Source organism: Lacticaseibacillus sp. 53-4 (assembly GCF_016861805.1).
Lineage (GTDB): Bacteria > Bacillota > Bacilli > Lactobacillales > Lactobacillaceae > Lacticaseibacillus.
Map to the genome: position 1 here is coordinate 50,894 of NZ_BOLT01000007.1, position 22,453 is coordinate 73,346.

General features: G+C 57.3%; 21 protein-coding genes and 1 pseudogene. 17 read left to right on the forward strand and 5 right to left on the reverse strand.

The genetic code is table 11. From position 1 onward, the window contains the following. Positions 1–13 precede the first annotated feature (13 nt). The 8 genes and pseudogenes from JUF21_RS12120 to JUF21_RS04435 all read left to right on the forward strand — a co-directional run. A pseudogene (locus tag JUF21_RS12120) lies at positions 14–268 on the forward strand (cell division protein FtsZ); the annotation flags it as partial. A gap of 151 nt (positions 269–419) precedes the next feature. After that, positions 420–890: a cell division protein SepF gene (locus tag JUF21_RS04405; RefSeq protein ID WP_125755512.1), complete on the forward strand. Its 471-nt coding sequence runs from the start codon at positions 420–422 to the stop codon at positions 888–890. 8 nt (positions 891–898) lie between these two features. After that, positions 899–1,183, forward strand: coding sequence for a YggT family protein (locus JUF21_RS04410; RefSeq protein WP_125755510.1), 285 nt, complete (start codon positions 899–901; stop codon positions 1,181–1,183). A gap of 1 nt (position 1,184) precedes the next feature. Then, complete coding sequence (locus JUF21_RS04415; protein ID WP_203663218.1) at positions 1,185–1,964, forward strand: RNA-binding protein; 780 nt, start codon at positions 1,185–1,187, stop codon at positions 1,962–1,964. A 15-nt stretch (positions 1,965–1,979) separates the two neighbouring features. Then, complete coding sequence (locus JUF21_RS04420) at positions 1,980–2,711, forward strand: DivIVA domain-containing protein (protein ID WP_125755506.1); 732 nt, start codon at positions 1,980–1,982, stop codon at positions 2,709–2,711. Between the two features lie 293 nt (positions 2,712–3,004). Then, on the forward strand, positions 3,005–5,791 hold the full coding sequence (ileS, locus tag JUF21_RS04425) for an isoleucine--tRNA ligase (RefSeq protein ID WP_203623588.1): 2,787 nt from the start codon (positions 3,005–3,007) through the stop codon (positions 5,789–5,791). Between the two features lie 2 nt (positions 5,792–5,793). After that, entirely contained in the window at positions 5,794–6,021 is a 228-nt protein-coding gene (locus JUF21_RS04430) for a cold shock domain-containing protein (protein WP_125755501.1), read from the forward strand. A 212-nt stretch (positions 6,022–6,233) separates the two neighbouring features. Further along, a complete protein-coding gene (locus tag JUF21_RS04435) occupies positions 6,234–7,442 on the forward strand; it encodes a hypothetical protein (protein WP_203663219.1) in 1,209 nt (402 codons plus the stop codon). 101 nt (positions 7,443–7,543) lie between these two features. Here the strand turns inward: JUF21_RS04435 and JUF21_RS04440 are convergent, their stop codons facing one another. Then, positions 7,544–9,019 carry an MFS transporter gene (locus JUF21_RS04440; protein ID WP_203663221.1) on the reverse strand — a complete coding sequence of 492 codons (1,476 nt, stop codon included), beginning with the start codon at positions 9,017–9,019 and terminating at the stop codon, positions 7,544–7,546. A gap of 130 nt (positions 9,020–9,149) precedes the next feature. After that, positions 9,150–10,058, reverse strand: coding sequence for a phosphate ABC transporter substrate-binding protein (locus tag JUF21_RS04445; protein WP_203623591.1), 909 nt, complete (start codon positions 10,056–10,058; stop codon positions 9,150–9,152). Between the two features lie 194 nt (positions 10,059–10,252). Between JUF21_RS04445 and JUF21_RS04450 the strand changes: the two genes are divergently transcribed. Further along, positions 10,253–11,677 (forward strand): MFS transporter, encoded by a 1,425-nt coding sequence (locus JUF21_RS04450; protein WP_203623592.1) that lies wholly within the window; start codon positions 10,253–10,255, stop codon positions 11,675–11,677. Positions 11,678–11,843: 166 nt separating this feature from the next. On the opposite strand, the gene JUF21_RS04455 is transcribed toward JUF21_RS04450, so the two are convergent. Further along, positions 11,844–12,521 (reverse strand): MmcQ/YjbR family DNA-binding protein, encoded by a 678-nt coding sequence (locus tag JUF21_RS04455; RefSeq protein ID WP_125755493.1) that lies wholly within the window; start codon positions 12,519–12,521, stop codon positions 11,844–11,846. A gap of 211 nt (positions 12,522–12,732) precedes the next feature. On the opposite strand from JUF21_RS04455, the gene JUF21_RS04460 reads away from it, so the two are divergent. Together JUF21_RS04460 and JUF21_RS04465 are read left to right on the forward strand one after the other, a co-directional pair. Then, on the forward strand, positions 12,733–13,536 hold the full coding sequence (locus JUF21_RS04460; protein WP_203663223.1) for a MerR family transcriptional regulator: 804 nt from the start codon (positions 12,733–12,735) through the stop codon (positions 13,534–13,536). A gap of 48 nt (positions 13,537–13,584) precedes the next feature. After that, positions 13,585–14,562: a zinc-binding dehydrogenase gene (locus JUF21_RS04465; RefSeq protein WP_203623594.1), complete on the forward strand. Its 978-nt coding sequence runs from the start codon at positions 13,585–13,587 to the stop codon at positions 14,560–14,562. 102 nt (positions 14,563–14,664) lie between these two features. Here the strand turns inward: JUF21_RS04465 and JUF21_RS04470 are convergent, their stop codons facing one another. Together JUF21_RS04470 and JUF21_RS04475 are read right to left on the reverse strand one after the other, a co-directional pair. Then, positions 14,665–15,891 carry a toxic anion resistance protein gene (locus tag JUF21_RS04470; RefSeq protein ID WP_125755488.1) on the reverse strand — a complete coding sequence of 409 codons (1,227 nt, stop codon included), beginning with the start codon at positions 15,889–15,891 and terminating at the stop codon, positions 14,665–14,667. Further along, positions 15,884–16,627, reverse strand: a complete 744-nt coding sequence (locus tag JUF21_RS04475; protein WP_203623595.1) for a 5-bromo-4-chloroindolyl phosphate hydrolysis family protein — start codon at positions 16,625–16,627, stop codon at positions 15,884–15,886. The genes JUF21_RS04470 and JUF21_RS04475 overlap by 8 nt, the downstream gene beginning before the upstream one ends. 178 nt (positions 16,628–16,805) lie before the next feature. Here JUF21_RS04475 and JUF21_RS04480 point away from each other — a divergent pair, with 178 nt between their 5' ends. The 6 genes from JUF21_RS04480 to JUF21_RS04505 all read left to right on the forward strand — a co-directional run bounded on the left by JUF21_RS04480 (position 16,806) and on the right by JUF21_RS04505 (position 22,414). After that, on the forward strand, positions 16,806–17,342 hold the full coding sequence (locus tag JUF21_RS04480; protein WP_203623596.1) for an NUDIX hydrolase: 537 nt from the start codon (positions 16,806–16,808) through the stop codon (positions 17,340–17,342). Next, positions 17,335–17,604, forward strand: a complete 270-nt coding sequence (locus tag JUF21_RS04485; RefSeq protein WP_125755482.1) for a hypothetical protein — start codon at positions 17,335–17,337, stop codon at positions 17,602–17,604. The genes JUF21_RS04480 and JUF21_RS04485 overlap by 8 nt, the downstream gene beginning before the upstream one ends. Before the next feature lie 62 nt (positions 17,605–17,666). Further along, positions 17,667–18,359, forward strand: coding sequence for a 5'-methylthioadenosine/adenosylhomocysteine nucleosidase (locus JUF21_RS04490; protein WP_203623598.1), 693 nt, complete (start codon positions 17,667–17,669; stop codon positions 18,357–18,359). A 12-nt stretch (positions 18,360–18,371) separates the two neighbouring features. After that, entirely contained in the window at positions 18,372–19,532 is a 1,161-nt protein-coding gene (locus tag JUF21_RS04495) for a cysteine desulfurase family protein (RefSeq protein ID WP_203623599.1), read from the forward strand. A 158-nt stretch (positions 19,533–19,690) separates the two neighbouring features. After that, positions 19,691–21,973: an HAD-IC family P-type ATPase gene (locus JUF21_RS04500; RefSeq protein ID WP_203623600.1), complete on the forward strand. Its 2,283-nt coding sequence runs from the start codon at positions 19,691–19,693 to the stop codon at positions 21,971–21,973. A 99-nt stretch (positions 21,974–22,072) separates the two neighbouring features. After that, on the forward strand, positions 22,073–22,414 hold the full coding sequence (locus JUF21_RS04505; RefSeq protein ID WP_203663225.1) for a DUF1831 domain-containing protein: 342 nt from the start codon (positions 22,073–22,075) through the stop codon (positions 22,412–22,414). Positions 22,415–22,453: the final 39 nt, after the last annotated feature.

Sequence of the window (22,453 nt, forward strand, 5' to 3'; positions counted from 1 at the left end):
CCGTCGTCAGACCAATCGCCCGGCTCAGGACGGCAAGGCTGATTCTTCCAAGCCGGCGCAAGATGATCCGTTTGGCAACTGGGATCTGCGGCGTGAACCAAAGCGCGAAACGCCTAAGCCAACCGATAATCAAGATGCCGATTTTGCCAATGTTAAGAAGCAGGAGTTCGACATTTTCGAAAGCCAGCCAGAGCCAGAAGACGAGAAAAAGCCGGATGACAAAGGTGACAATGATCAGCCGCCGTTCTTCAAGCTGCGCCGGCAATAAAAGGCTGCGAAGGCCGGCGCATTTAGCCCGACGGGTAGCCTAGCCTGGCACCTTGCTGCTGTATTTTGGCGGTGAGGTGCCGGGCGTAGCTAGCCGCTCGGGCGTTGTCGGCCGAAGCGCAACTACACGCGCCTTTACAGGAGGAAATCTCATGGCTTTTGAAAAACTGGGTAGTAAGTTCAGCGAATTCTTCTCGATGGATCCTGACGAGGATGACGCGGCTGAAATGCCAACGCAGGATGCGGCGCCAGAAACGGCTAAGGCGACCACTGCGGCACGGCCGAACAAGCCTAAGTATCGCGGCAACAAGGTCGTGGCGATGGGCGATCCGGCTGACAAAACCGCGCGCATCGTCGTGTACGAGCCGCGCATTTATTCTGACGCCAAGGAGATTGGCAATCACTTGCTGAATAACAAGGCGGTCGTCGTCAACTTCGATCAGATCAAGGCCGAAGACGCTACGCGCATCGTCGACTTTCTTACCGGGACGGTGTTTGCCATCAACGGTGAGATCCGCCGCGTTGGTGAGATGATTTTTCTGGTCACGCCGGCCAACTTCCAGATTGATGGGACTTTGGCTTCTACGTTGGGTACTGATACTGACCTTGATATGACCAACTAGGAGGACGTATGGCGACAGTTTTGTATTGGCTTTTCACGATCATCAATTACGGCCTCTATATTTACATGATGGCCATGGTGGTCTATGTGCTGATGTCCTGGTTCCCAGGCGCATGGCAATCGCGGTTTGGCCAATGGCTAGGCGGCATCGTGAACCCGTTTCTTAACCTGTTTCACATCATTCCGCCGATTTTCGGCATTGATTTTTCGCCGCTGATCGCGTTCTTCGTGCTTGACCTGGTCAGGTCGGGACTAGGAACCATTTTCAGTGCGATCATGATGCGGGTGGGCTGAGATGGATGGGATTTATCAGCACTTCAGAAAAGACGAGGCGCCGCTGATCGATGAGCTGCAAAGCCAGATCAGCACGGCGGCGACGGAGTACCGGCCGGTTCTGACCGATTTTCTCGATCCGCGGCAGATCCACATTGCCCGAACGCTGACCGGCACCAACGGCACCGTCAAGTGCCACGTGTTTGGCGGGTATATCGGTGCAGAGCGGGCCCGGGTAATTTTCGTGCCTGACTACTTTGCGCCTGACTTGATCGATTTTGAGGTCGCGCCGCTGGAAATCAACTACCCGGAAAAATTCGCGGAGCTGCATCACAGTCAGGTGCTTGGCACGGTTGCCAATGCGGGCATTCGCATGACCGCGTTTGGAGACATCATCACCGATGGCAGCCGCTGGCAACTTTTCACCACCAAGACGATGAGCGACTGGGTGCAGGAAAACATCACGAAGCTTGGCCGCATCAGTGTCCGGTTTGAGGCAATCGGCCTGGATCAGGTCGTGACGCCGCAAAACGATTGGCAACCGGCGCAGCTGTCGATGAGCAGTTTGCGCCTGGACAGTTTGGTCGGTCACGCGTTTGCGATTTCGCGGGCGCGGGCGAAGGCGCTGATCGAGTCCGCTAAAGTCAGACTCAATTTTGAGCTCATTGACCGGCCAGACGCGGCCGTGGGTGATGCCGACATTGTGTCGGTGCGCGGCTTTGGTCGCATTCGCGTTAATTCGGTGCTCGGCGTCAGTAAAAAAGGCAAGGAACGAGTCGCTGTCGACATTATTAAGAAATAGCTGGGAGGGTTCATCATGGCATTAAGTCCATTGGACATACACAATAAGGAATTCAATCACCGCATGCGCGGCCTCGACGAGGATCAGGTCAATGACTTTCTCGCTCAGATCATCAAGGATTACTCCGCTTCGCTCAAGAAGAACGAAGAGATGGAAAAAGAACTCAAGGAACTTCAGGACAAGAACAAGTACTTCAATGACCTGAAGGACGCCTTGAACCAGTCGATCATCGTGGCGCAAGAGGCGGCCGACAAGGTCAAAAAGAACGCCGACGATGAGGCTGCACTGATCCAGTCAAAGGCCGAGAAGACCTCCCAGGACATGCTGACTTCGGCAACCGAAAAGGCCAACCAGATCGTCAAGGATGCTTCGGATAAGGCGAAAAACATCACTGTTCAGACCGAGGACCTCAAGCGGCAGACTCGTGTCTTCCGCCAGCGGTTGCAGGTCATGCTCGAATCACAGCTGGAAGTGGTTAAGAGTCCAGAGTGGAAAGAATTGCTGGCCAGCACAACAGAATCTGCAGAATACCTGGATCCCGCTCAGGAAAAAGTGCCAGAATCTGCCGCAGAGGTTGACAATGAGCCTGCAGATTCAGTAAACTCAGAGGCGACTGAGGACACCGATGGAGAGACCCGTTACACGGAGATCGTTTTTCCAACTGATGAACCGGAAGATTCGACCGCTTCAACCGCCGATTATGAAAGCGACGGCGGTAGTAATACCAGCGATGCGCCTCAAGCATAAGCAATGAACACGCGTCGTCAAACGCCACTGACAGCAGCGAGCCGGGGAGGGTGCAAGCCCGGTGCCAGTCGCTTGACGGTATCAGTTCAGGTAAGTTGGAGGTAACTTCGACGGATGACCACCGTTATTGGGTCAACTAGAGGAAGCAAAACCTTTTGCTTCGAACTTAGGTGGTACCACGAGCACGCTCGTCCTATTGATAGGACGGGTGTTTTTTTATGGTGTGAAGGTCCGTGGCCTTCGCACCCAATCAAGTTTCAGCAGGATGAGACAGATTCAGAAAAGGAGCAGTCATGAAAGTCAAAGATACGTTGAACCTCGGCCACACCGACTTTAAGATGCGGGCGGGGCTGCCGAACAAGGAACCGAAGATGCAGGCGGCGTGGGAAGAAAACCACCTCTACGAAATGCGCCAGAAGCTCAATGAGGGCAAGCCGGCCTTCATTCTGCATGATGGACCCCCGTTTGCAAACGGGAATATTCATATGGGCCACGCGCTCAATAAGATCTCCAAGGACATCATCGTGCGCTACAAGTCGATGAACGGTTTCCGCGCACCGTATGTGCCCGGCTGGGATACACACGGTCTGCCAATCGAGCAGCAGCTGGCCAAGAAGGGCGTGCACCGTAAAGAAATGGCGATGGACGAGTATCGCGAGCTCTGCCGCCAGTTTGCGATGAAGGAAATTGAGAAGCAGCGGACTGACTTCAAGCGCCTTGGCGTGCTCGGCGACTGGGATCACCCATACATCACCCTGCAGCCGAAGTTTGAGGAGCAGGAGATTCGGGTCTTTGGCGCCATGGCCGAAAAAGGCTATATCTATCACGGCTTGAAGCCCGTCTACTGGTCTTGGTCCTCCGAGTCGACCTTAGCGGAAGCCGAGATCGAGTATCACGACGTCAAGTCGCCCTCGATTTACGTGGCCTTCCCAGTTAAGGACGGCAAGGGCATCATCGGCACCGACACGAGCTTCATTATTTGGACCACCACCCCGTGGACCATTCCGGCCAACCAGGGCATCGCGGTCAATCCACGCTTTGAGTACGCGCAGGTCGAAGCCGATGGCAAGAAGTTTGTGGTTGCCTCTGAACGACTGCAGGTGGTCAAGGAGGCCCTTGGCTGGAACGACGTGGCCGTGCTGAAGACGTTCTCCGGCAAAGACATGGAGCGCATGGTGGCCAAGCACCCGCTGTATGATCGCGACAGCCTTGTGATTTTGGGCGACCATGTCACCCTGGATTCAGGGACCGGCTTGGTCCACACCGCGCCGGGACATGGTGAAGATGACTATAAGGCTGGCATGAATTATGACTTGCCAGTGGTTTCAGTCGTCGACGAGAAAGGCTTCATGACCAAGGACGCGCCAGGCTTTGAAGGCGTCTTTTACGACAAGGCCAATCCAATGGTCACTAAGGCTCTCGAGGAAAAAGGCGCCCTGCTGAAGCTCGACTTCTTCACTCACTCGTACCCGCACGACTGGCGGACCAAAAAGCCCGTCATTTTCCGGGCGACGACGCAGTGGTTTGCCTCGGTTGAAGCATTCCGCCAGCAGATCCTTGACGCCATCGACAACGTGTCCTTCACCCCGAGCTGGGGCAAGACGCGGCTGTACAACATGATCCGCGACCGCGGCGACTGGGTCATTTCCCGCCAGCGGGCCTGGGGCGTGCCACTGCCGATTTTCTATGCCGAAGATGGCACCCCAATTCTTGAAAAGGCAACCATCGATCACGTGGCGGACCTGTTCGGCCAGTACGGCTCGATTGTGTGGTCGCAGCGCAAGGCCAAGGACCTGCTGCCGGAAGGGTACACCAACGTGCACTCACCAAACGGTAAGTTCACTAAGGAAACTGACATCATGGATGTCTGGTTCGATTCCGGTTCCAGCTGGGCAGGTGTTGCCGAAGCCCGGCCGGAACTTGAGTACCCGACCGACCTGTATCTCGAAGGCTCCGACCAGTATCGCGGGTGGTTCAACTCTAGTTTGATCACCAGTGTGGCGGTCAACGGCGTCGCGCCATACAAGCAGGTGCTGTCGCAGGGCTTCACCCTCGATGGCGAAGGCCGGAAGATGTCCAAGTCTCTGGGCAACACGATTGCCCCAGACAAAGTCGAGAACCAGTACGGCGCCGAAATCATCCGCCTCTGGGCCGCTACCGTCGACTCTTCGTCGGATGTGCGCGTCTCGATGGATAATTTTGCGCAGACCTCTGAAGCCTACCGCAAGATTCGTAACACCCTGCGGTTCATGATCGCTAACACGGCCGATTTTGACGAAAAGGCCGACACCGTGGCGTACGATCAGCTTGGCAGCGTGGATCAGTACATGATGGTCCGCCTGAACCAGGTTATCAAGACGGCGAAGGCTGCGTACGACAAGTACGATTTCGCCACCGTTGAAAAGACCATCTCCAGTTTCTTGGTCAACGACCTGTCTGCGTTCTACCTGGATTTTGCCAAGGACGTTGTGTACATCGAGGCCGAAAAGAGTTTGGCTCGCCGGCGCATGCAGACGGTGATGTTTGACGCCTTGCTTGACCTGACTAAACTGCTGACCCCAATCCTGTCGCACACCGCCGAGGAAATCTGGCCGTACCTGCGTCAGCCGGAGCAATATGCTGCACTCAGCAACATGCCTGAGGCCCAGGATTTTGCTGGTCAAGATGACTTACTCAAGCAGTGGAGTGCCTTCATGAGCTTCCGCGCTGAGGTGCAAAAGAGTCTGGAAATGGCCCGCGACGCTAAGCTGATCGGCAAGTCCATGGAAGCGGCCGTGACCGTCTACCCGCAAAACAGTGTCCGCTCGCTGCTGGCTGGCTTGGACGCCAATGTCATGCAGCTGCTGATCACCAGCGGGTTCGCCGTGGCAGCAGAGGGCGCCAGCGTCCCTGAAGGCGCTGTGCACTTTGACGATGCTGATATTCTGGTTGAGCATGCGCAAGGGGACGTTTGCCAGCGCTGCCGGATGATCACCACCGACGTCGGGGCCGACAAGCGCTTCCCGACGCTGTGCGGCCGCTGTGCAAAGATTGTCGCCGAGAACTTCCCGGAAGCCGTTGAAAACGGCTTTGAGGCCTAGCCATGGAAGGACGCGTGCGGCTCTTCAACGAAAAGCAGGGCTACGGGTTCATCGAGCCCAGTGACCCAGACCTGCCCAAGGATGTGTACGTGCATTTTTCCGCCATCATCGGCGGTGGCTTCAAGTCGCTGAAGGCCGGGCAAAAGGTCAAGTTTGTGATCATTCAAGGCGCTAAGGGCCCCCAGGCCGCTAACGTCGAGGTGATTGAGGATTCAACGTACGGCAATTAACGTGCAGCGCCGACTGGGGCAGAGTTTGAAGATGCCCAGCCGGCGCTGTTTTGATTCTCGTGAGGTTTCGCGGCGGGTGTCGTATAATGCGTTTGCTAATCATTTTTGGCTGCACGGAAACCCATGGCGCAGCGAGCGGGGCGACCCCTTGACTTGCATGCGCGTCAGCAATCGATTCAAAATCTGATTTTACTCAATAGGTGAGCTTAAACATGGAAAGTACTTTTGTCCCAGTCATTGTCGGCACGGATATCAACGCGTACACGATGGCGATCTCGTTTCATCAGGAGTACGGCATCACGCCCTGGGTCATCGGCCAGGCGCCGCTATCTTTTACCGAATGGAGCGACATCACGACCCAGATCGAGTATCACGATGACCTGCGCAAACCGGGCCGCTTTACCCCGATCTTGCTGGATTTTGCCAAGCGCCACGTGGGTAAGCCGCTGCTCCTAATTGGCACCAATGACGCATACGTAAGGCTGATCGTTGAAAACGCGGCCGCGCTTCAGCCCGCTTATCGGTTTAACTACCCAACCCTGAATCTGCTGAACAAGTTTCAGCATAAGGCCGATTTTTATCAGCTCTGCGATCAGTACGGGATCCCGCACCCGGTCACAAAGACAGCGCTTTGCAGCGACCCGGCACCCGAGTTTGACGACCGCGGGCTGCGTTACCCCGTAATCGTGAAGCCCAATGACACCGTCAAGTACATGTACATGCACTTTGCCGGCAAGGAAAAAGTCTTCAAGTGTGTCGACCGCACGGCGCTGGAGCGCGTGCTGACGCTGCTGAATGCCAATGGGTACAGCGAGTCGGTGCTGATTCAGGAGTACATTCCTGGCGCCGATGACGCGCTGTGGGACAGTGTGGTTTATGTGGATCGTCAGCACCACGCCCAGATGGTCAGCCTGGCCCAGGTCGTGCTGCAAGAGCACGACCGTACTGCCATCGGCAATTACACCGCGCTGATCGCCCGCTTTGACGCCGCCCTCATGAACCAGCTGGCGGACTTTCTCGAGGCAGTCGGCTACGCCGGGTACGCCAATTTCGACATGAAGCGCGATCCGCGCGACGGCCAGATCAAAACTTTTGAGGCAAACACGCGGCAAGGCCGGGCCAGCTACTACATCACTGGGCTGGGGCAAAACTTGGCTCGTAACCTGGTTGATGATTGCATCAAAGGCGAGACCAAGCCGCGGGTGCTGGCGAAGGGCGACTTTCTATACAGCCTTGTGCCAAAATTTGTGTTGCGGCATTTCGTGAAGTCGCCGGCGCTGCATCAGGAAATCAACCAGCTGATCAGCGGCAAACACTGGGTCAACCCGCTGTTTTACCCGGCGGATCACAACGCAAAACGCCGCCGTTTTCTGTTTTTGCGTCAGTTGAATTACGTTCGCAAGTATTACCGCAATCGCTGAGGCGAGTGCGGTGATACCCCACCTGCGGCCACTTGTTACCGGATAATAAAAGAGGCAGTGCACCTTTAAAGTGCGCTGCCTCTTGCAATTTATTCGGGAAATTATTGAAGTGGCGCGGCCAGCTTGGCCTCTTTGTGCTGGGCGTAGAAGTTCAGCGCCAGCGAGATCAGCATGAGCGCCAGGGCCAACAGCATGATGTTGTGCAAGCCGCTGAAGAGAATCTGGCGCATCGCCGGCAGCAGATGGTTGGGCAGGCTGGCGGCGCTGTTGGAGTCACTCAGCTTGTTCATCATGGCCATGGTGATGCCGGGGTGGGCGGCCACCCCTTTGGCCAGCTGCTGGTTCATCAGCAGGCCAAAAATGGCCACGGTGAAGGTCTGGCTAAGCATGCGAATCAGAAAACTGAACGACGTGGCAACCGACACGTCCTGTTTTTCCGCGTCGACTTGGACTTTGACCTGCAGCTCGTTGAAGCAGGCGCCGTTACCCCAGCCTTCAAATGCGCCGGCCACAAGCAGCAGCCAAAACGGCGCGTGGACGTTCAGGACGGCCATCAGCACGAAACTGATGGTCAGCATCAAAATGTTAAACGTCAGCACCCGGTGCGGCGTGTAGCGGCGGCGCATCATTGGGACCGATTCCGAGCCGGCGACATTGGTGAACGTCGCCGGGATCTGGGTGGCGCCGCCGAGCAGTGCCGTCGTGCCAAGCAGCCCCTGCGCCCACATCGGCGCGTAGGTCAGAAACGAGACGAAGGCGCCCCAAATCAGAGTGAACAGCAGAAAATCCATCACCAGGGGAAAATTGCGAAACAGCCGCAAGGGGATGACAGGGTCTGCGGCGTGCTTTTCGGCACGCAGCAGCAGCGCCATGGCCAAGACCGCCAGCACCACCAAAGCGAGGATGACCGGCAACTTGACCATGCCGATCAGTTCGATGGCGCCCAGCAGGCTGACCAAGAGCACGACCAAGGCGAGGCTGCCGCGCACGTCCAGCGGCGCATCGACGGCGGCGCTGCGGGGCACCTTGTAGTAAATTTGCACCAGCAGGATCGACAGCAGGCCGATCGGCACGTTAATGTAGAAAATCCAGTGCCACGACAGTGTATCGACCAGGAACCCGCCGACCAGTGGGCCGATGATGGTGGCAAAGCTGTAGAAGCCGGAAACCAGGCCCAAGGTTTTCATGCGGTCGCGGACGTTCGGATACAGATCGGCGAACATGATGTATGGCAGTGAAATCATGCCCCCATTGCCGATGCCGGCGATTCCGCGCGTGATGATCAGCACCCAGATGTTGGGTGACAGGCCTTGCAGCAGGGAGCCGACCACAAAGGTCAACGCCGCGAGCTGGTAGGCGAACTTATAGGCGGTCCGCTGGCCAAGCTTGCTCCACAGCAGGGTGGACACAGCGGTGCCAAGCAGAAATACCGCGACGATCCAAGCCATCAGCTGCAGCCCGTGCAGGTCCGCTATGATGGCGGGCAAGGCGGTGTTGACGATGGTGCTGTCGATCCCTGACATCACATTGGACAGCAGAAGGGCGACGGTGACGAGTCTGATGTTACTTTTCGACATAAACGACATTCTCTCAATTAGCGTCATGAAAAAATCATGCATAGATAATCTTATGCTTTTCACTGCCTGGCGTCCATGCTGCGAGCATGAAAAAAGCACTGGCCGCAAGGGTCAGTGCCGAGTGAGTCGGTTACTTGTCTTCGATGGTCCCATCGTGGGTGCGGGCCACTTTCATGTCAACGACTGGGATGTAACCCATTTTCTTAACCAACGTGTTTTGTACCGCTTTGCTTTGGATGTAGTTGATGAACTTGGCGGTGGCGGCGTTCGGCGAGCCCTTGGTGTACATGTGCTCGTATGCCCACACCGGCCAGGCGTTGGTGGTGACGTTCGCGTCGGTGGGCTTGACGTTGTTGAGGGCCACCGCGGTCACGCCGTCCTTAATCGCGGAAAAGGCGAGGTAGGAGATGGCGCCAGGGGTGCTTGAGACCATCTTCTGGACGGTGCCGCTGGAATCTTGTTCCTGCGCGGTTTTGACCTTGTCGGTCTTGAGGGCGAACTGCTCGAAGGTGGCCCGGGTTCCGGAACCCTGCGCACGGTTGATCAACACGATAGCCTTGTCGGCGCCACCCACCTGCTTCCAGTTGGTGACCTTACCGGTGAAGATATCGACCAGCTGCTGTGAGCTGAGGTTCGTGATCTTCGTGTCCGGGTTGACGACCGGTGCCATGCCGACAACGGCGACCTGGTGATCGACTAGCTTGGTTGCCGCGATGCCTTTTTGCTGCTGGGCGAAGATGTCGGAGTTGCCGATGGTCACCGCGCCGGATTGAACCTGCGACAGGCCGGCGCCCGAGCCGCCGCCCTGGACGGTGATGCTGGTGCCTGGTGTCTTCTCCTGATACTGCGCCGCGGCCTGTTCGACCAGCGGCTGCAGGGCTGTGGACCCAACGGCCATGATCTTGCTGGAATCGGCGGCCTTGGCGGTTGACGGCTTGGCCGCGCTGCCGCTTTGCTTGGCCCCGCAGGCGGCGAGCAGCAGCACGACCCCGACGGTGACCAGTAGTGAACCTTTTTTCAAAAGTGAACCTTTTTTCATGAATATTTCCTCCCCTAATGGAATGACTCAAGCATACGCGGTGAGTGTAAAAGCCTTTCGCACTGGGTGTAATTGTTAGGTATCCGGTGTAAAGACACTGCACCGGTTACGTAAATATCGTCAGTACTGACGTTTGTCTTTCAGAAATTGAGACCATATAATAAAAGGGACAAATTCGGGCAATGGAGGCCGCCATGAAAAATTACGTCGACGATCCGCACGTTCAGAAAAATCGCTGGTGGATCATGACCGCCGTCGGCATGTTCACCATCATGTCCACGCTGGACGCTTCCATCGTGAACATTGCACTGCCGGTCATCTCAAAGGACATGCACCTGCCGATGAACCAGGCCGAGTGGACCGTGTCCATTTACCTGATCGTGATTTGCGCGCTGCTGCTGCTCATGGGCAAGCTGGGCGACATTTTCGGTAAAATTCGCATCTTTCGTATGGGTGAGGTGCTGTTCACCATCGGCTCGCTGTTTGCCGGGTTCAACCACTCATTTGTGATGCTGCTGGCGGCGCGGGTCGTGCAGGCCCTTGGCGCGTCGATGACCATGGCCAACAGTAACGGGATTGTGACCGAAGTCTTTCCGTTCCAGGAGCGCGGGCGGGCGCTTGGCATGATTGGCTCGTTTGTGGCCGTGGGGTCGATCGCCGGCCCAGGGCTCGGCGGCCTGATTCTCGGGGTGCTGCCATGGGGCTACATTTTCTGGATCAACGTCCCACTCGGCATCCTGGCCATGATCGTGGGTCAGGTGGTGTTCCCCAAGGACATCGAGCACAGCCAGTCTAAAATTGATTGGCCCGGGTTTGTGGCCTTTGCGCTGTTCATCGTGCCGCTGTTTGCCGGAATTTTCATCGGCCAGGAGATTGGGTTTACGAAGCCCGTCATCCTGGCAATGTTTGCGGTGGCGATCATTGCCTTTGCCGCGTTTATTTACATCGAGCAGCACACCGCAGAACCGATGCTGGCACTGTCGCTGTTTGCCAACAAGGAGTTCACCATCTCGCTGTTCGCCGGTTTTCTAATTTTCGTCACCAATTTTTTCTTTAACGTAATTTCCCCGTTTTACCTAGAAAATGCACGCGGGCTTTCGGCGACGACGGCCGGGTACATGCTGATGCTGTTCCCAATCGTGCAGGTGATCGTCGCGCCGCTGTCGGGCTCGCTGTCAGACAAAATCGGGCCGTATGTCATCACGCTGGTGGGTCTGCTGGTGATTTTGGTCGTCCAGGTCGGGTACGTCACGCTGAGCCTGACCACCCCGTGGCTGCTGGTTTGCGTGATCATTGCCGTGATGGGGTTTGGCAACGGTGCATTCCAGTCGCCCAACAACACGCTGGTCATGTCAGCGGTCGAACCTAAGGACTTGGGGATCGCCGGGGGCCTGAACGCGCTGGCGCGCAACATGGGGATGGTCGTAGGCATCTCCGCGTCGACCACGGTGCTGTACGCGGCGATGAGCCGGGAGGCCGGGCGCAAGGTGACGACGTTTGTCGCCAGCCAGCCGCAACTATTCATCAACGGCATGCACGTTGCCTTCAGTGTGGCGGTGGTGATGTGTGCCATCACTGTGGCACTCACCGCTTATCGGATGATCACGATGCGTAAATAACGCAAAAAAGAGGCTGAGACATCAAGCGGGTTTAGCCCAAAGCACAAGCGCCTCTGTGCCACGATTCGTTTTTAGAATCGCGGTGCAGAGGCGCTTGTGCGCTTGGGCGTTGCTTGATGGAACGCGACTAGGCAATTTTGTCCTACTTTCGTTTGCGTTCGGTTGATTATTTGGCCAAGTCGCGACTGGTTTTGACGCGAGCCATCAGCGTTTCCAGTGGCGTGCCGACATCCAGCTGGTAGGACAGCCAGTGCTGTTTATTCATGTGATACGCGGGCAGCGCCTGGCCATTTTTGAGCTGGGCCTGAATCGTCTGGGGCGTTGCGCGCAGCACCAGCAGGTCGATGGGGTCATCGCCGGTCAAGCCTACCTTGTCCGGGGTGACCTTGACCATCAAGGCGTACCACTTGCGGTTGTCGCTGCGGCGAATGATCGCGTTATTGGGAAATTGCTTCCACAGGTATTCGGGCTGTTCATCGAAGGTCTCGCCGATGGCCGCGGTGACTTTTTTCATCTGCCCGGCGTCAAACATGGTCGGCACGAAGCAGTCCTTTGAGATCGCCGTCAACGCCGCAATGTAGGCCCCGCGGATCTGGCCGATGAACATCCCCGAGTTGGCTGGGTCCAGGTGAAGGGTGTACAAGTCGCCGGACTCCTGGTCGGTGACCGGGCTGGTGATGGTGTCCCCATCGATGTTGACGGTGAGGCTGAAGCCCGGGACCAAGTCGGTTTGATAGCGCCAGGTGGTTCCGGCCTGCTTGAAACCATATGCGGCCAGCTTTTTGGCGTCGGGTTGGCGGTTGTGAAAAATCGTGTCTTGAATCGAGTCTTGTAAGGTGGTCATAAGAATCCTTCTTTCAGGTGGTCATTACGGTGGCGAGTTGCGCAACCCAGTTGGCAATTACTGATGAAAAATAGCTTGACTGTCACGCCGCGTCACAGTTTACCCTAAGGTTGTCGGCGGCAGTGTCAAGGCAGAATACCGGCCTGAATCACTGTGCTACACTAGTTATAAACCATACCGTCACGTGACAGTCAACCCAAAGGACAGTGCGATGCTTAAAATTAGTGAAATGGCCAAGTTAGCCAATACCACCAGACGAACCCTGATCTTTTACGATGAGCAGGGGCTCTTTAAGCCGGCCAAGGTGAGCGACACCGGGTACCGCTACTATGAGTACCAGCAGCTGTACGACCTGATGACGATTCTTGGTCTGCGCCACATCGGGCTCTCGCTTGAACAGATCAAGGCCATCAGGTCCGCCGACAACCGGCAGGCCATCCCGCAGCTGCAGGCCGCTCAGGCCAAAATCACCAGTCAAATCGAGGATCTGCAGCGCGTGCAGGCGGTGATTCAGCAGCGGCTGACGCGGCCTGGCAAGGCGCCGGCCGGTAAATTGTATGCGCCGGTGGTGGCGACGCTGAAGCCCGCCACATTCTGGTGCTCGCGCAAAGCGGTGGACTGCACCGAAGAAGAGGTGGCCCAGCTGTTTTCAGAGTTTTATCAGGAGCTGGATTCGCTGGCGCTGATGAACACGGCCACCTCGGGGTATTTAACCGATTTGCCAGTCGATGATCCCGCCGGTTACATGGACGCGTCGTTTCGGATTCTAAAAGAAACGCAAGGCAAGTCGAACGAAACCTTGCTGCCGCTGATCAAAAAGCCGGCGGGTCGGTATGTACGCGTGCGCGTCGCCAACACCCTGGACGGGATCACCCGCGGGCTGAACGAACTGAACCAGTTCTGCCAGACCGCCGGGCTGCACCCGAGTACACAGCTGTGGCAGATCAATGACCACGACGCGGTGGTGGCGCAAGGCGCAACGCCGTACGGCTGGCTCGAGTACGCGCTGGCCTGACAGAAACCTGAAACGCGATTCAATTAGACAACCAAGGAGGAAACGAATATGCAAGCAATTCAATTAACCGGTCCGTGTGAGGCCAGTGCGCTGAAACCTGTAGAGGTGCCAAAGCCTGAGGTCAAGGCCGGGTTTGACGTGGTGCAGGTCAAGGCCTTTGGGGTGAATGAGTCGGAAGTCACCAGCCGCAAGGGCGAATCCGATGGCGATTTCCAGTTTCCGCGGATCTTGGGCATTGAAGGCACAGGCGTGATTGACACGCCAGCTGCCGACTCACCGTATCAGCGCGGCCAGAAAGTGGCGATGATGATGGACGGCCTCGGCCGGGCGATTGACGGCTCTTACGCCGAGTATTGCCTGGTGCCGCATGCGGCAATGATTCCGCTGGAGACTGACCTTGACTGGGACGTTGTTGGCGCCCTGCCGGAAATGCTGCAGACCAGTTACGGCTCGCTGAACAAGGGGCTAAACCTAACGGCCGGCGACACCGTGCTGATTCGCGGTGGCTCGTCAACCGTCGGGCTCATGAGCATCGGTCTGGCTAAAATGCTGGGGGCGACCGTGCTTGCCACGACGCGCAGTCAAGGCAAGGTGGCCAAACTAACGGCCATGGGTGCAGACCATGTGCTGATCGACGACGGCCACATTGCCGCCCAGGTGCACGACGTACTTCCTGACGGCGTGGCTAAGGCGCTTGAGCTGGTCGGCACCACGACGCTGGCGGACACCTTTAGCGCAGTCAAACCAGCTGGTAAACTCTGCTTCACTGGCGGACTTGGCGGCGGCTGGGAAATCGAGCGCTTCTCACCGTTCATGATCCCCAGCGGCAAGTTCTTGACCAGTTATGCCGGTGAGGCCAAAGACCTGCCGGCCAAGATCTTCAACCAAGTCCTTGCTGCGGTCAAAGAGGGCAAGCTGACCGTCCCAATTGCCAAGGTCTATCGTGGGCTTTCAGCAGTCGGTGAGGCCCATGCCAACTTGGAGTCTGGCCGCTTTGTCGGCAAACACGTGGTGGTGTTAGCTTAATCAGTGTTGGATTTGACCGTACTGCCTGATTTTGGGCAGTGCGGTTTTTTGCGTCGGCGCACGAAAAAACCAGCCGCCTGAGCGACTGGTTGATAGAAGCGGTTAAGCCCGCGGATTTTGCGGGTTCATGTTGCCATGGGTGTAATCGAGCAGGTGGTTCTTGAGGTCTTCTTCCATCTTGCCGAGTTCCTGCTCTGCGGCCTGCCGCTTGGCGCGGCCTTCCTGCTGAATCTGCAGGGTCTGCTGCAAGGTGTCGACCAAGTCGTTTTGCGTTTGGGTCAAAGTCTCAATGTCGACCACGCCGCGCTCGTTTTCCTTGGCGGTTTCGACGGCCGAGATCTTCAGCATCGACGAGTTCTTCTTCAGCAGGTCGTTGGTGGTTTCGGAAACCTGGCGCTGGGCGGTGACGGCATCTTTTTGCCGGAGCAGCGTCAAGGCGATGGCGACTTGGTTCTTCCACAGTGGAATGGCTGTATTGACGCTGGCCTGAATTTTTTCCGCAAGGGCTTGGTTCGTGTTTTGAATCAGGCGGATCTGCGGCGCCTGCTGCAAGGTGATCTCGCGGGCCAGCTGCAAGTCGTACGCGCGTTTTTCCAGGCGGCTCTCAAACTGCTTGAGGTCGTTGACCTCCTGGACCTTCATCTGGTCGCCGGACGCCTGGGCCTCGGCCAAAGCGGCAGGAATCGTCTTGGTTTGCAGCTCGTCCTGCTTGATTTTGGCGGCAGCGATGTAGATGTTCAACGCGTCAAAGTAAGCTTTGTTCTGAGCGTACAGTTCATCAAGCATCTTGTTGTCGTTGAGCAAGCCTTGCTGCTCCTTGGTCAGGCGCGCGGCGATCGTGTCGATTTGCGCACCGATCTTCTGGTACTTGGCTGTGATCTCAAAAATCGAGCGACGAACCTTGCCGAACAGCTTCTTGAAGACATTGTTGTTTTCGGCGCGCAGCTCATCCGGGTTGGCTTCGTTCAGCCGCGCCATCAAGCTGGTGAGGGCGTCGCCGACAGCGCCGGTGTCCTGGCTTTGCACCTTGTCCAGCATTGTCTGCGAAAACTGGCCGAGCTGCTGCTGGGCCTGGGCGCCGTAGCTCATCACGCCGTCATTGTTCTTGACGTCGATCTGCGCTGCAAGGTCCTGAGCCTGCTTTTCCTGCTCCGGGGTCAGGTTCGACGCCGCGTGCTCGGCAGCCGTGGCGGCGGGTGCGGCAGTTGCCGAACTGCTTGGGGCCTGGGTGGCAAAAGGCTGACTCAAGAGGTCGGCGACCAAGTTTGAATCAGCGGCGGTACTGGTTGCGGCTGATGGTGCGGTAGTTTTTGCTTCTTCATCACTCATGCTGTTGCCCCGATTCTTCTGATTTTGGTGTGATGGTGGCGTGCTCCGGTGTCAAATGAACGCCGCGGTCGACTGTTTCGGTCGATTCGGCAAGGCGCGGCTTGATCTGCTTTTTCGCCAAGTCGATGTCAGCTTCCAGATCGTCGATGTCGCTTTCCACAAACTCGCTGTAGCCGGACTTGATGGTGTCGGCCAGGTCGCGCAGGGTGTTGGCCGCGGTGGTCAGCACGTCGTAGGTGTCCTGGGTCTTGACCTCGTGGTGCGTGATGGCCTCGTATTTTTGCGCGATGCTCAAGACGTTTGGCAGCTGCTCATAGATAAAATGTCCAGCTGCGCCCAGCTTCTTGGGGGTCTGCACGATGGCCTTGAAGTAGGCGTGCATGATGTCGAGCAGGTCGGCATTAACGGCAATCGTCTTGATTTTGGGCACGCGGTCGGCGATAGCCTCGAATTCGTGGATCTCGTCTGCGGCCTGGTCCATAGTTTCGCGGAACAAGTTGATCTCGCTTTCGCTCAGCCCGGATTCGGCGTAATGGGCGGCCATGTCTGGGGTGATCGGCGGTGTGGCGGGCTTTTCCACCGGCCGGCTCAACTCGCCGACCAGGCGGGCACCGGCGAAGACCAGCATGACGAACAGCCCGACCCACAGGTGCTGGGTCAAGAGGCCAATCACCAGGCCGGCCGCGGCCCAGAGCCCGACGCGCACCCAGCGGATACGCTTTTCTGTTTTTTTCAACGTCTTTCACTTCCTGAATATGCTTTCGTGCCTTCAGTTTACCATAATATCAGGCCTCAAATATCAGCCTCGAGATGGACTTTGCTGAAGGATTCCTTAAGGCGTTGGTATTCTCGCCGGCCATTGGTATCATAGGATTGAATGCGCCTGTCCAGGCGACAAGAAGGAAGGCTCCCAGATGGAAAAAATCGAAGGACGACAGCAGATTTATCAAGACCAGATACTGACGCTGAGCCAGCTCACGGTCAGACTGGAGGATGACACCATGGCGAAAAGAGTGCTGGTTCACACGACCGGCGCGGCCGGGGTGTTGGCGATAAGCCAGAACAAGGCACTGTTTGTCCGGCAGTGGCGCACGCCGCTTGCGCAGGAGACCCTCGAGCTGCCCGCGGGCAAGATCAATCCGGGGGAGACGCCACTTGAAGCCGCTAAGCGCGAGCTGAATGAAGAGGCGCAGCTGGCCGCCGATGAGTGGGCGCCCCTGACCCACTTTTACCAAAGCGCCGGTTTTTCCGACGCCGAGTCGACCCTGTTTTCCGCCCGGCACCTGCACAAGCCGGCCGAGCAGCGCAGTCAGGACGTCGGAGAATTTGTGACCGGTGAGTGGCTGACGCTGGAAGAGGCCAAGCAGGCCCAAGCTGATGGCCTGATCTGTGACGCCAAAACCACCCTGGGACTGGCGTTGTGGGAGCTGCAGGAGGTGCACCATGCCTGAGTTGACCCGTAAAGAGTACCGTCAGCAGCAGAAGCAGGCCGAGCGCGAGGCCGAAAAACGCGACGAGAAGCGGGTGGAAACCGAGCGTGAGTACGCCAAAGCGGCCCACGAGCCGCGCAAGGCGCCGAGAGCCCCGCACCGCGGCGATTTCGACGAGCAGACCTTTAAGAAGGTCAACAGCATGAAAAAGCGGCTCAACTGGGCCATTGGCATCGTTGTAGTGCTGCTGCTGGTCGTTGCGCTGGTGCTGTTTAAGCTGTAATTTTTGGCTGGCTGGCGTACAATAAGTAAGCTGCTTTTGAACAATAGAAGGGATGAAAGTTAATGAAGATAGGCGTTATTTGCGCGATGGAAGAGGAGATTCGCACGCTGCTCCCCAAGCTGGCAAATCAAGAAGAGCGGGTCGTGGCCAGCCAGCATTATTACCACGGCACGATTGACGGCACCGAGGTCACCCTGGTGGAATCGGGCATCGGCAAGGTGCAGGCGGGAATGACCGCAACCGTGCTGCTCAGCCAGTACCAGCCGGACGTCTTGATCAACACGGGCTCCGCCGGCGGCATCGGCCAGGGCCTGAACATCGGCGACGTCGTGATTTCCAGCAAGGTCGCCTACCATGACGTGGACGCGACGGCGTTTGGCTACAAGCCGGGCCAGCTGCCGCAGCAGCCGCTTTATTTTGACGCCGACCAGCAAGTCGTCCAGGAAATTGCTCAAGCTGCGCATGAAACTGATTTGAACACGCACGTCGGCCTGATCGTTTCCGGCGACGAGTTTGTGTCGAGTCAAAGTGCCGTCAAGCGCATTTTGGCCATGTACCCGGACGCCTTAGCTAGCGAAATGGAAGGCGCCGCGGTTGGCCAGGTCGCGCATGAATTCCACACGCCATTTGTCATCATCCGCGCGATGAGCGACAACGGGGATGACAGCGCGTCGGTCAATTTTGACGATTTCATCATTGACGCGGGCAAGCGGTCGGCGGCGATGCTGCTGGCGTACATTCACAACTTGAAGTAAGGAGCGACAGAGTTGAATCACGTTTATCTCGATAACGCGGCCACCACGCCGATGGCGAAAAAAGTCATTGAGACCATGACCACGCAAATGCAAGCCAATTTTGGCAATGCCAGCTCGACGCACTGGTTCGGCCGGCAAGCACACGCCGTCATGGACGACAGCCGGGCGGTTTTGGCCAAAAGTATCAACGCCAAGCCCGATGACATTGTGATCACCAGCGGGGCGACCGAAGCCAACAACACGGCCATTATGCAAACGGCGCACGCGCGGGCTAACTTGGGCAAGCACATCATCACCACGGCCATCGAGCACCTCAGTGTACTGAAGCCCATGGCCCAGCTTGAAAAAGAGGGCTTTAGGGTGACTTATTTGCCGGTGAACGAGGAAGGCGAGATCAGTCTGGCCGACTTTGACGCCGCGCTGGATGACGACACCATCCTGGTTTCGATCATGATGGGCAATAACGAGGTGGGCTCGCGCATGCCGATCAAGCAAATCGGGGAGCGGCTGGTCGACCACCAGGCCTGGTTCCACACGGACGCGACCCAGGCGTACGGGCTGCTCGACATCGACGTCGACGCACTGCACGTCGACATGCTGAGTGTCTCCGCCCACAAAATCAATGGGCCCAAGGGCATCGGCTTCCTGTACCGCCGCAAGGGCGTCAACTTCCCACCGTTTCTGCGCGGCGGTGAGCAGGAAATGAAGCGCCGCGCCGGCACCGAGAACCCGCCAGCCGTGGCCGGCTTTGCCGAGGCGGTGCGCCTCATCACGCCGCAGGAAAAAGGCGACCGGCAGGCCAAGTATTACGGTTTCAAGGAGCAGATCATGCACGCGCTCAAGGCCGCAGACGTGGACTTCAAGGTCAACGGGCCGCTGAAGCCGGATGCGCTCAATCACGTGTTCAACCTGTGGCTGCCTGGCGTTTCGACTTACGCGCTGCAGACCAATCTGGATCTGGCCGGCTTTGCCATTTCCGGCGGCTCCGCCTGCACGGCCGGGTCGCTGGAGCCGTCACACGTGCTGACGGCGATGTACGGCGCCGACTCACCGCGCATCAGCGAGTCGATTCGCGTGTCCTTCGGGGCGTTCAATACCACCATGGACATCGTGCAGTTCAGCGACGCCCTGGTCAAAATCGTCAATCGGCTCCGTAAAAAGGCTCAGGCATAGCCCTTGCCATCACACCGAATCTGCAGCAACATTGCGGATTCGGTGTTTTTGCGTCCAATTGAAAGAAAGGTAAAAAAGCCGCACCGGGCTTTCAGCGGCTGGCGGCAAAAGCGTAGAGTGGAAGTAGTGTCTAAGGGATTTCTTGAGGAGGAATCAGTTTGGCAGAGGAAAAAAGTCACCTTTCTGGATTAACACAAGTCGAAGCGCAGTCTCGCCTAGCTAAGGACGGCCCAAACGAGGTGGCCGAAAAGCCGTTTAGTTTTCCGCGAGCGGTGGCGCAGCGCCTGTGGGAACCGTCCGCCTGGATTCTGGAAGGCGCGCTGCTGCTGGAAATTATCCTTGGCAAGGGCATTCAGGCCGGCTTCATTATTGTGATGCTGCTGTTTGCCGCGGTGAATGGCGCCGTTCAGAATCGCAAAGCGACCAAAATTCTGTCCAGGCTCACCGACCAACTGACCCTGACGGCGACGGTCAAGCGCGATGGTCAGTGGCGGCGGGTGCCAGCGCGGGAGCTGGTGGTCGGCGACTTGGTCAGTTTGACTTCTGGCGATTTGGTGCCGGCGGATGTTGAGTTGCTGCAAGGCAGCGCCGACATCAATGAAAGCTCAATCACAGGGGAGGCCAAAGGCGTGTCTCGGCGCGTTGGTGATGCCGCGTTTGCCGGGACAGAGCTGACTGCGGGCCACGCTGTTGGCCGCGTCACGGCGACCGGAAAGGCCAGTCGCTCCGGCAAAACCATCAGCCTCATCAACAAAAGCTCGGCGCCTGGCCATCTGCAGCAACTACTGGGCAAAATTATCGGCTACCTGGCCGCGGTGGATGCAGTCCTGGCCGTCATTTTAGTCGTGGCGACGCTGGTGCGGGGGCAGAGTTTGCTGGCGCTGCTGCCGTTTTTGGCGATGCTGGTGATCGCGACGATTCCAATCGCCATGCCCTCTAGTTTTGCCGTAGCCAACTCCGTGGAGGCCAAGGTGCTCAGCGGCCAACAAGTCCTGGTCAGCGACCTGACCGGCATTCAAGAGGCGGCCAACATGAACGTGCTGCTGATTGACAAGACTGGCACCATTACCGCCAACAAGCCCAGTGTGGTGGCCTTTTACAACTTGTCGGCGCAGCCAGATACGACTGTCCTGCAATTTGCGCTGACCGCCACGGATCAGCGCAAGCCCAGCGTGATCGATGCGGCCGTTCAAAATTATGCAAAACAAAAACAACTCACTGCTTTAGCTCAAAGTCACTTCCAACCGTTTGATTCCGGCACCGGCTACTCCCAAGTTGAGGTGTCGACTGAGGCTGGCACGCAAACGGTGCGGCTGGGCTCCCTGAAGCAACTGACCAAACTCACGGCCCCATTTACGCTGCCGGCAGCCGTCGATTTTTCCGCGGGGCGAACGACCGCCATTGCAGTGGAAAAGCAAATGGTCGGGTTGTTCATCATGCAGGATCAGCCGCGTGCGGACAGCGCGGCAGCCCTCGCCGAGATCCGCGCCCGCGGCGTCAAGGTGCTGATGCTGACTGGGGACAACCAGAAAACGGCGGCGGCCGTGGCCAAGAAGGTCGGCTTGCCTGGCCGCGTGATTTCTATCTCTGAGCTGAAACCGCACCAGCCGCTGGATGACCTCGCCGGCATCGCCGATGTCGTCCCTGAGGACAAACTGGCCATGGTGACCAATTTTCAAAAGGCCGGTTATATCGTCGGGATGACCGGTGACGGCGTGAATGATGCGCCGGCGTTGAAGCAGGCGGACCTGGGCATTGCGGTTGCCACCGCGGTGGATTTGGCCAAGCGGTCGGCGCGGATGGTGCTGCTGACTCCTGGACTCACTTCGATCACCAATGTCCTTGATAGTGGTCACCGCGTTTATAAGCGCATGATGACCTGGACCATCACCAAGCTGTCGCGGGCGGCCCAGCTAAGCATTCTGCTGACTTTTGGCTACCTGATCTTCGGCTTTTTGCCGCTGAGCCTGAATGCGATGATCCTGGTCGCGCTGCTCAACGATTTGGTCACGCTGGTGCTCGGCACCGACCACGCGCAAATCAGCCATCAACCCGAGCGCTGGGACATGAAAAAGCTGAGTAAAACGGCCGGTCTTTACGCCGGTGGGTGGACGCTTGCTGGGTTTGGCTGGCTGCTGTGGCTGATTCACGTGGGGCAAACCGCGGGCCAGATCAGCACTGCGCTGTTCTGTTTTCTGATGTTCAGCGCGATGCTCACCATCCTGATGACCCGCACGACCAAGCCGTTTTGGGCGAGTGCCGCCAGCAAGCAGGTCAATTGGGCGATTGGAGGAAATACGGTTGTGACCGTCATTTTGGCAATGGTCGGGTTTGGGGTTGCCGCGATCCAGTTACCCGTGATTGTCTTGGCGTTTGCCCTAACGCTGGTGGTCGGGGTGCTGCTGACCGGTCTGACGCACTGGCTGCACCCCGCGGCGTGATCCGCCAATGATTGTGCGGCATTCTTTGGTGCCTGATATGCGATTATGGTAAGATAAAAGCGAATACAAGCGCCGCTTAGCGCACAGGGAGTGGGAGTTATGGCATTACAGGCAACCGGTTCCGTATTGGGCGATCCGAAAACCTACAAGATATCACCGCAGATCAAGCGCTACACGCTGATGGATCTGGGCTTTGTGAAAACAAAAAACGGCAATTTCCAGCTGGAGCGTTCGCTGGATCCGAACTCGCCGTTCACGCAGGCCAATAAGCTGAAGGTGACATTCAAGGCCGACCTGTCCGGGTTCCAAATGGGTGTGACCACGGCCAACGGACTGAAGGCCATCAATATCTTCAAAACTGACAAGACGGCCGATAACGTTGAGCAGTATCACTTCATTATCGACAACATGATCGAGCGTCAGGTGCTTGAAGAGGCATGACCGTACAAATAAGGCCGCTGCGAAAATAAAATCGCAGCG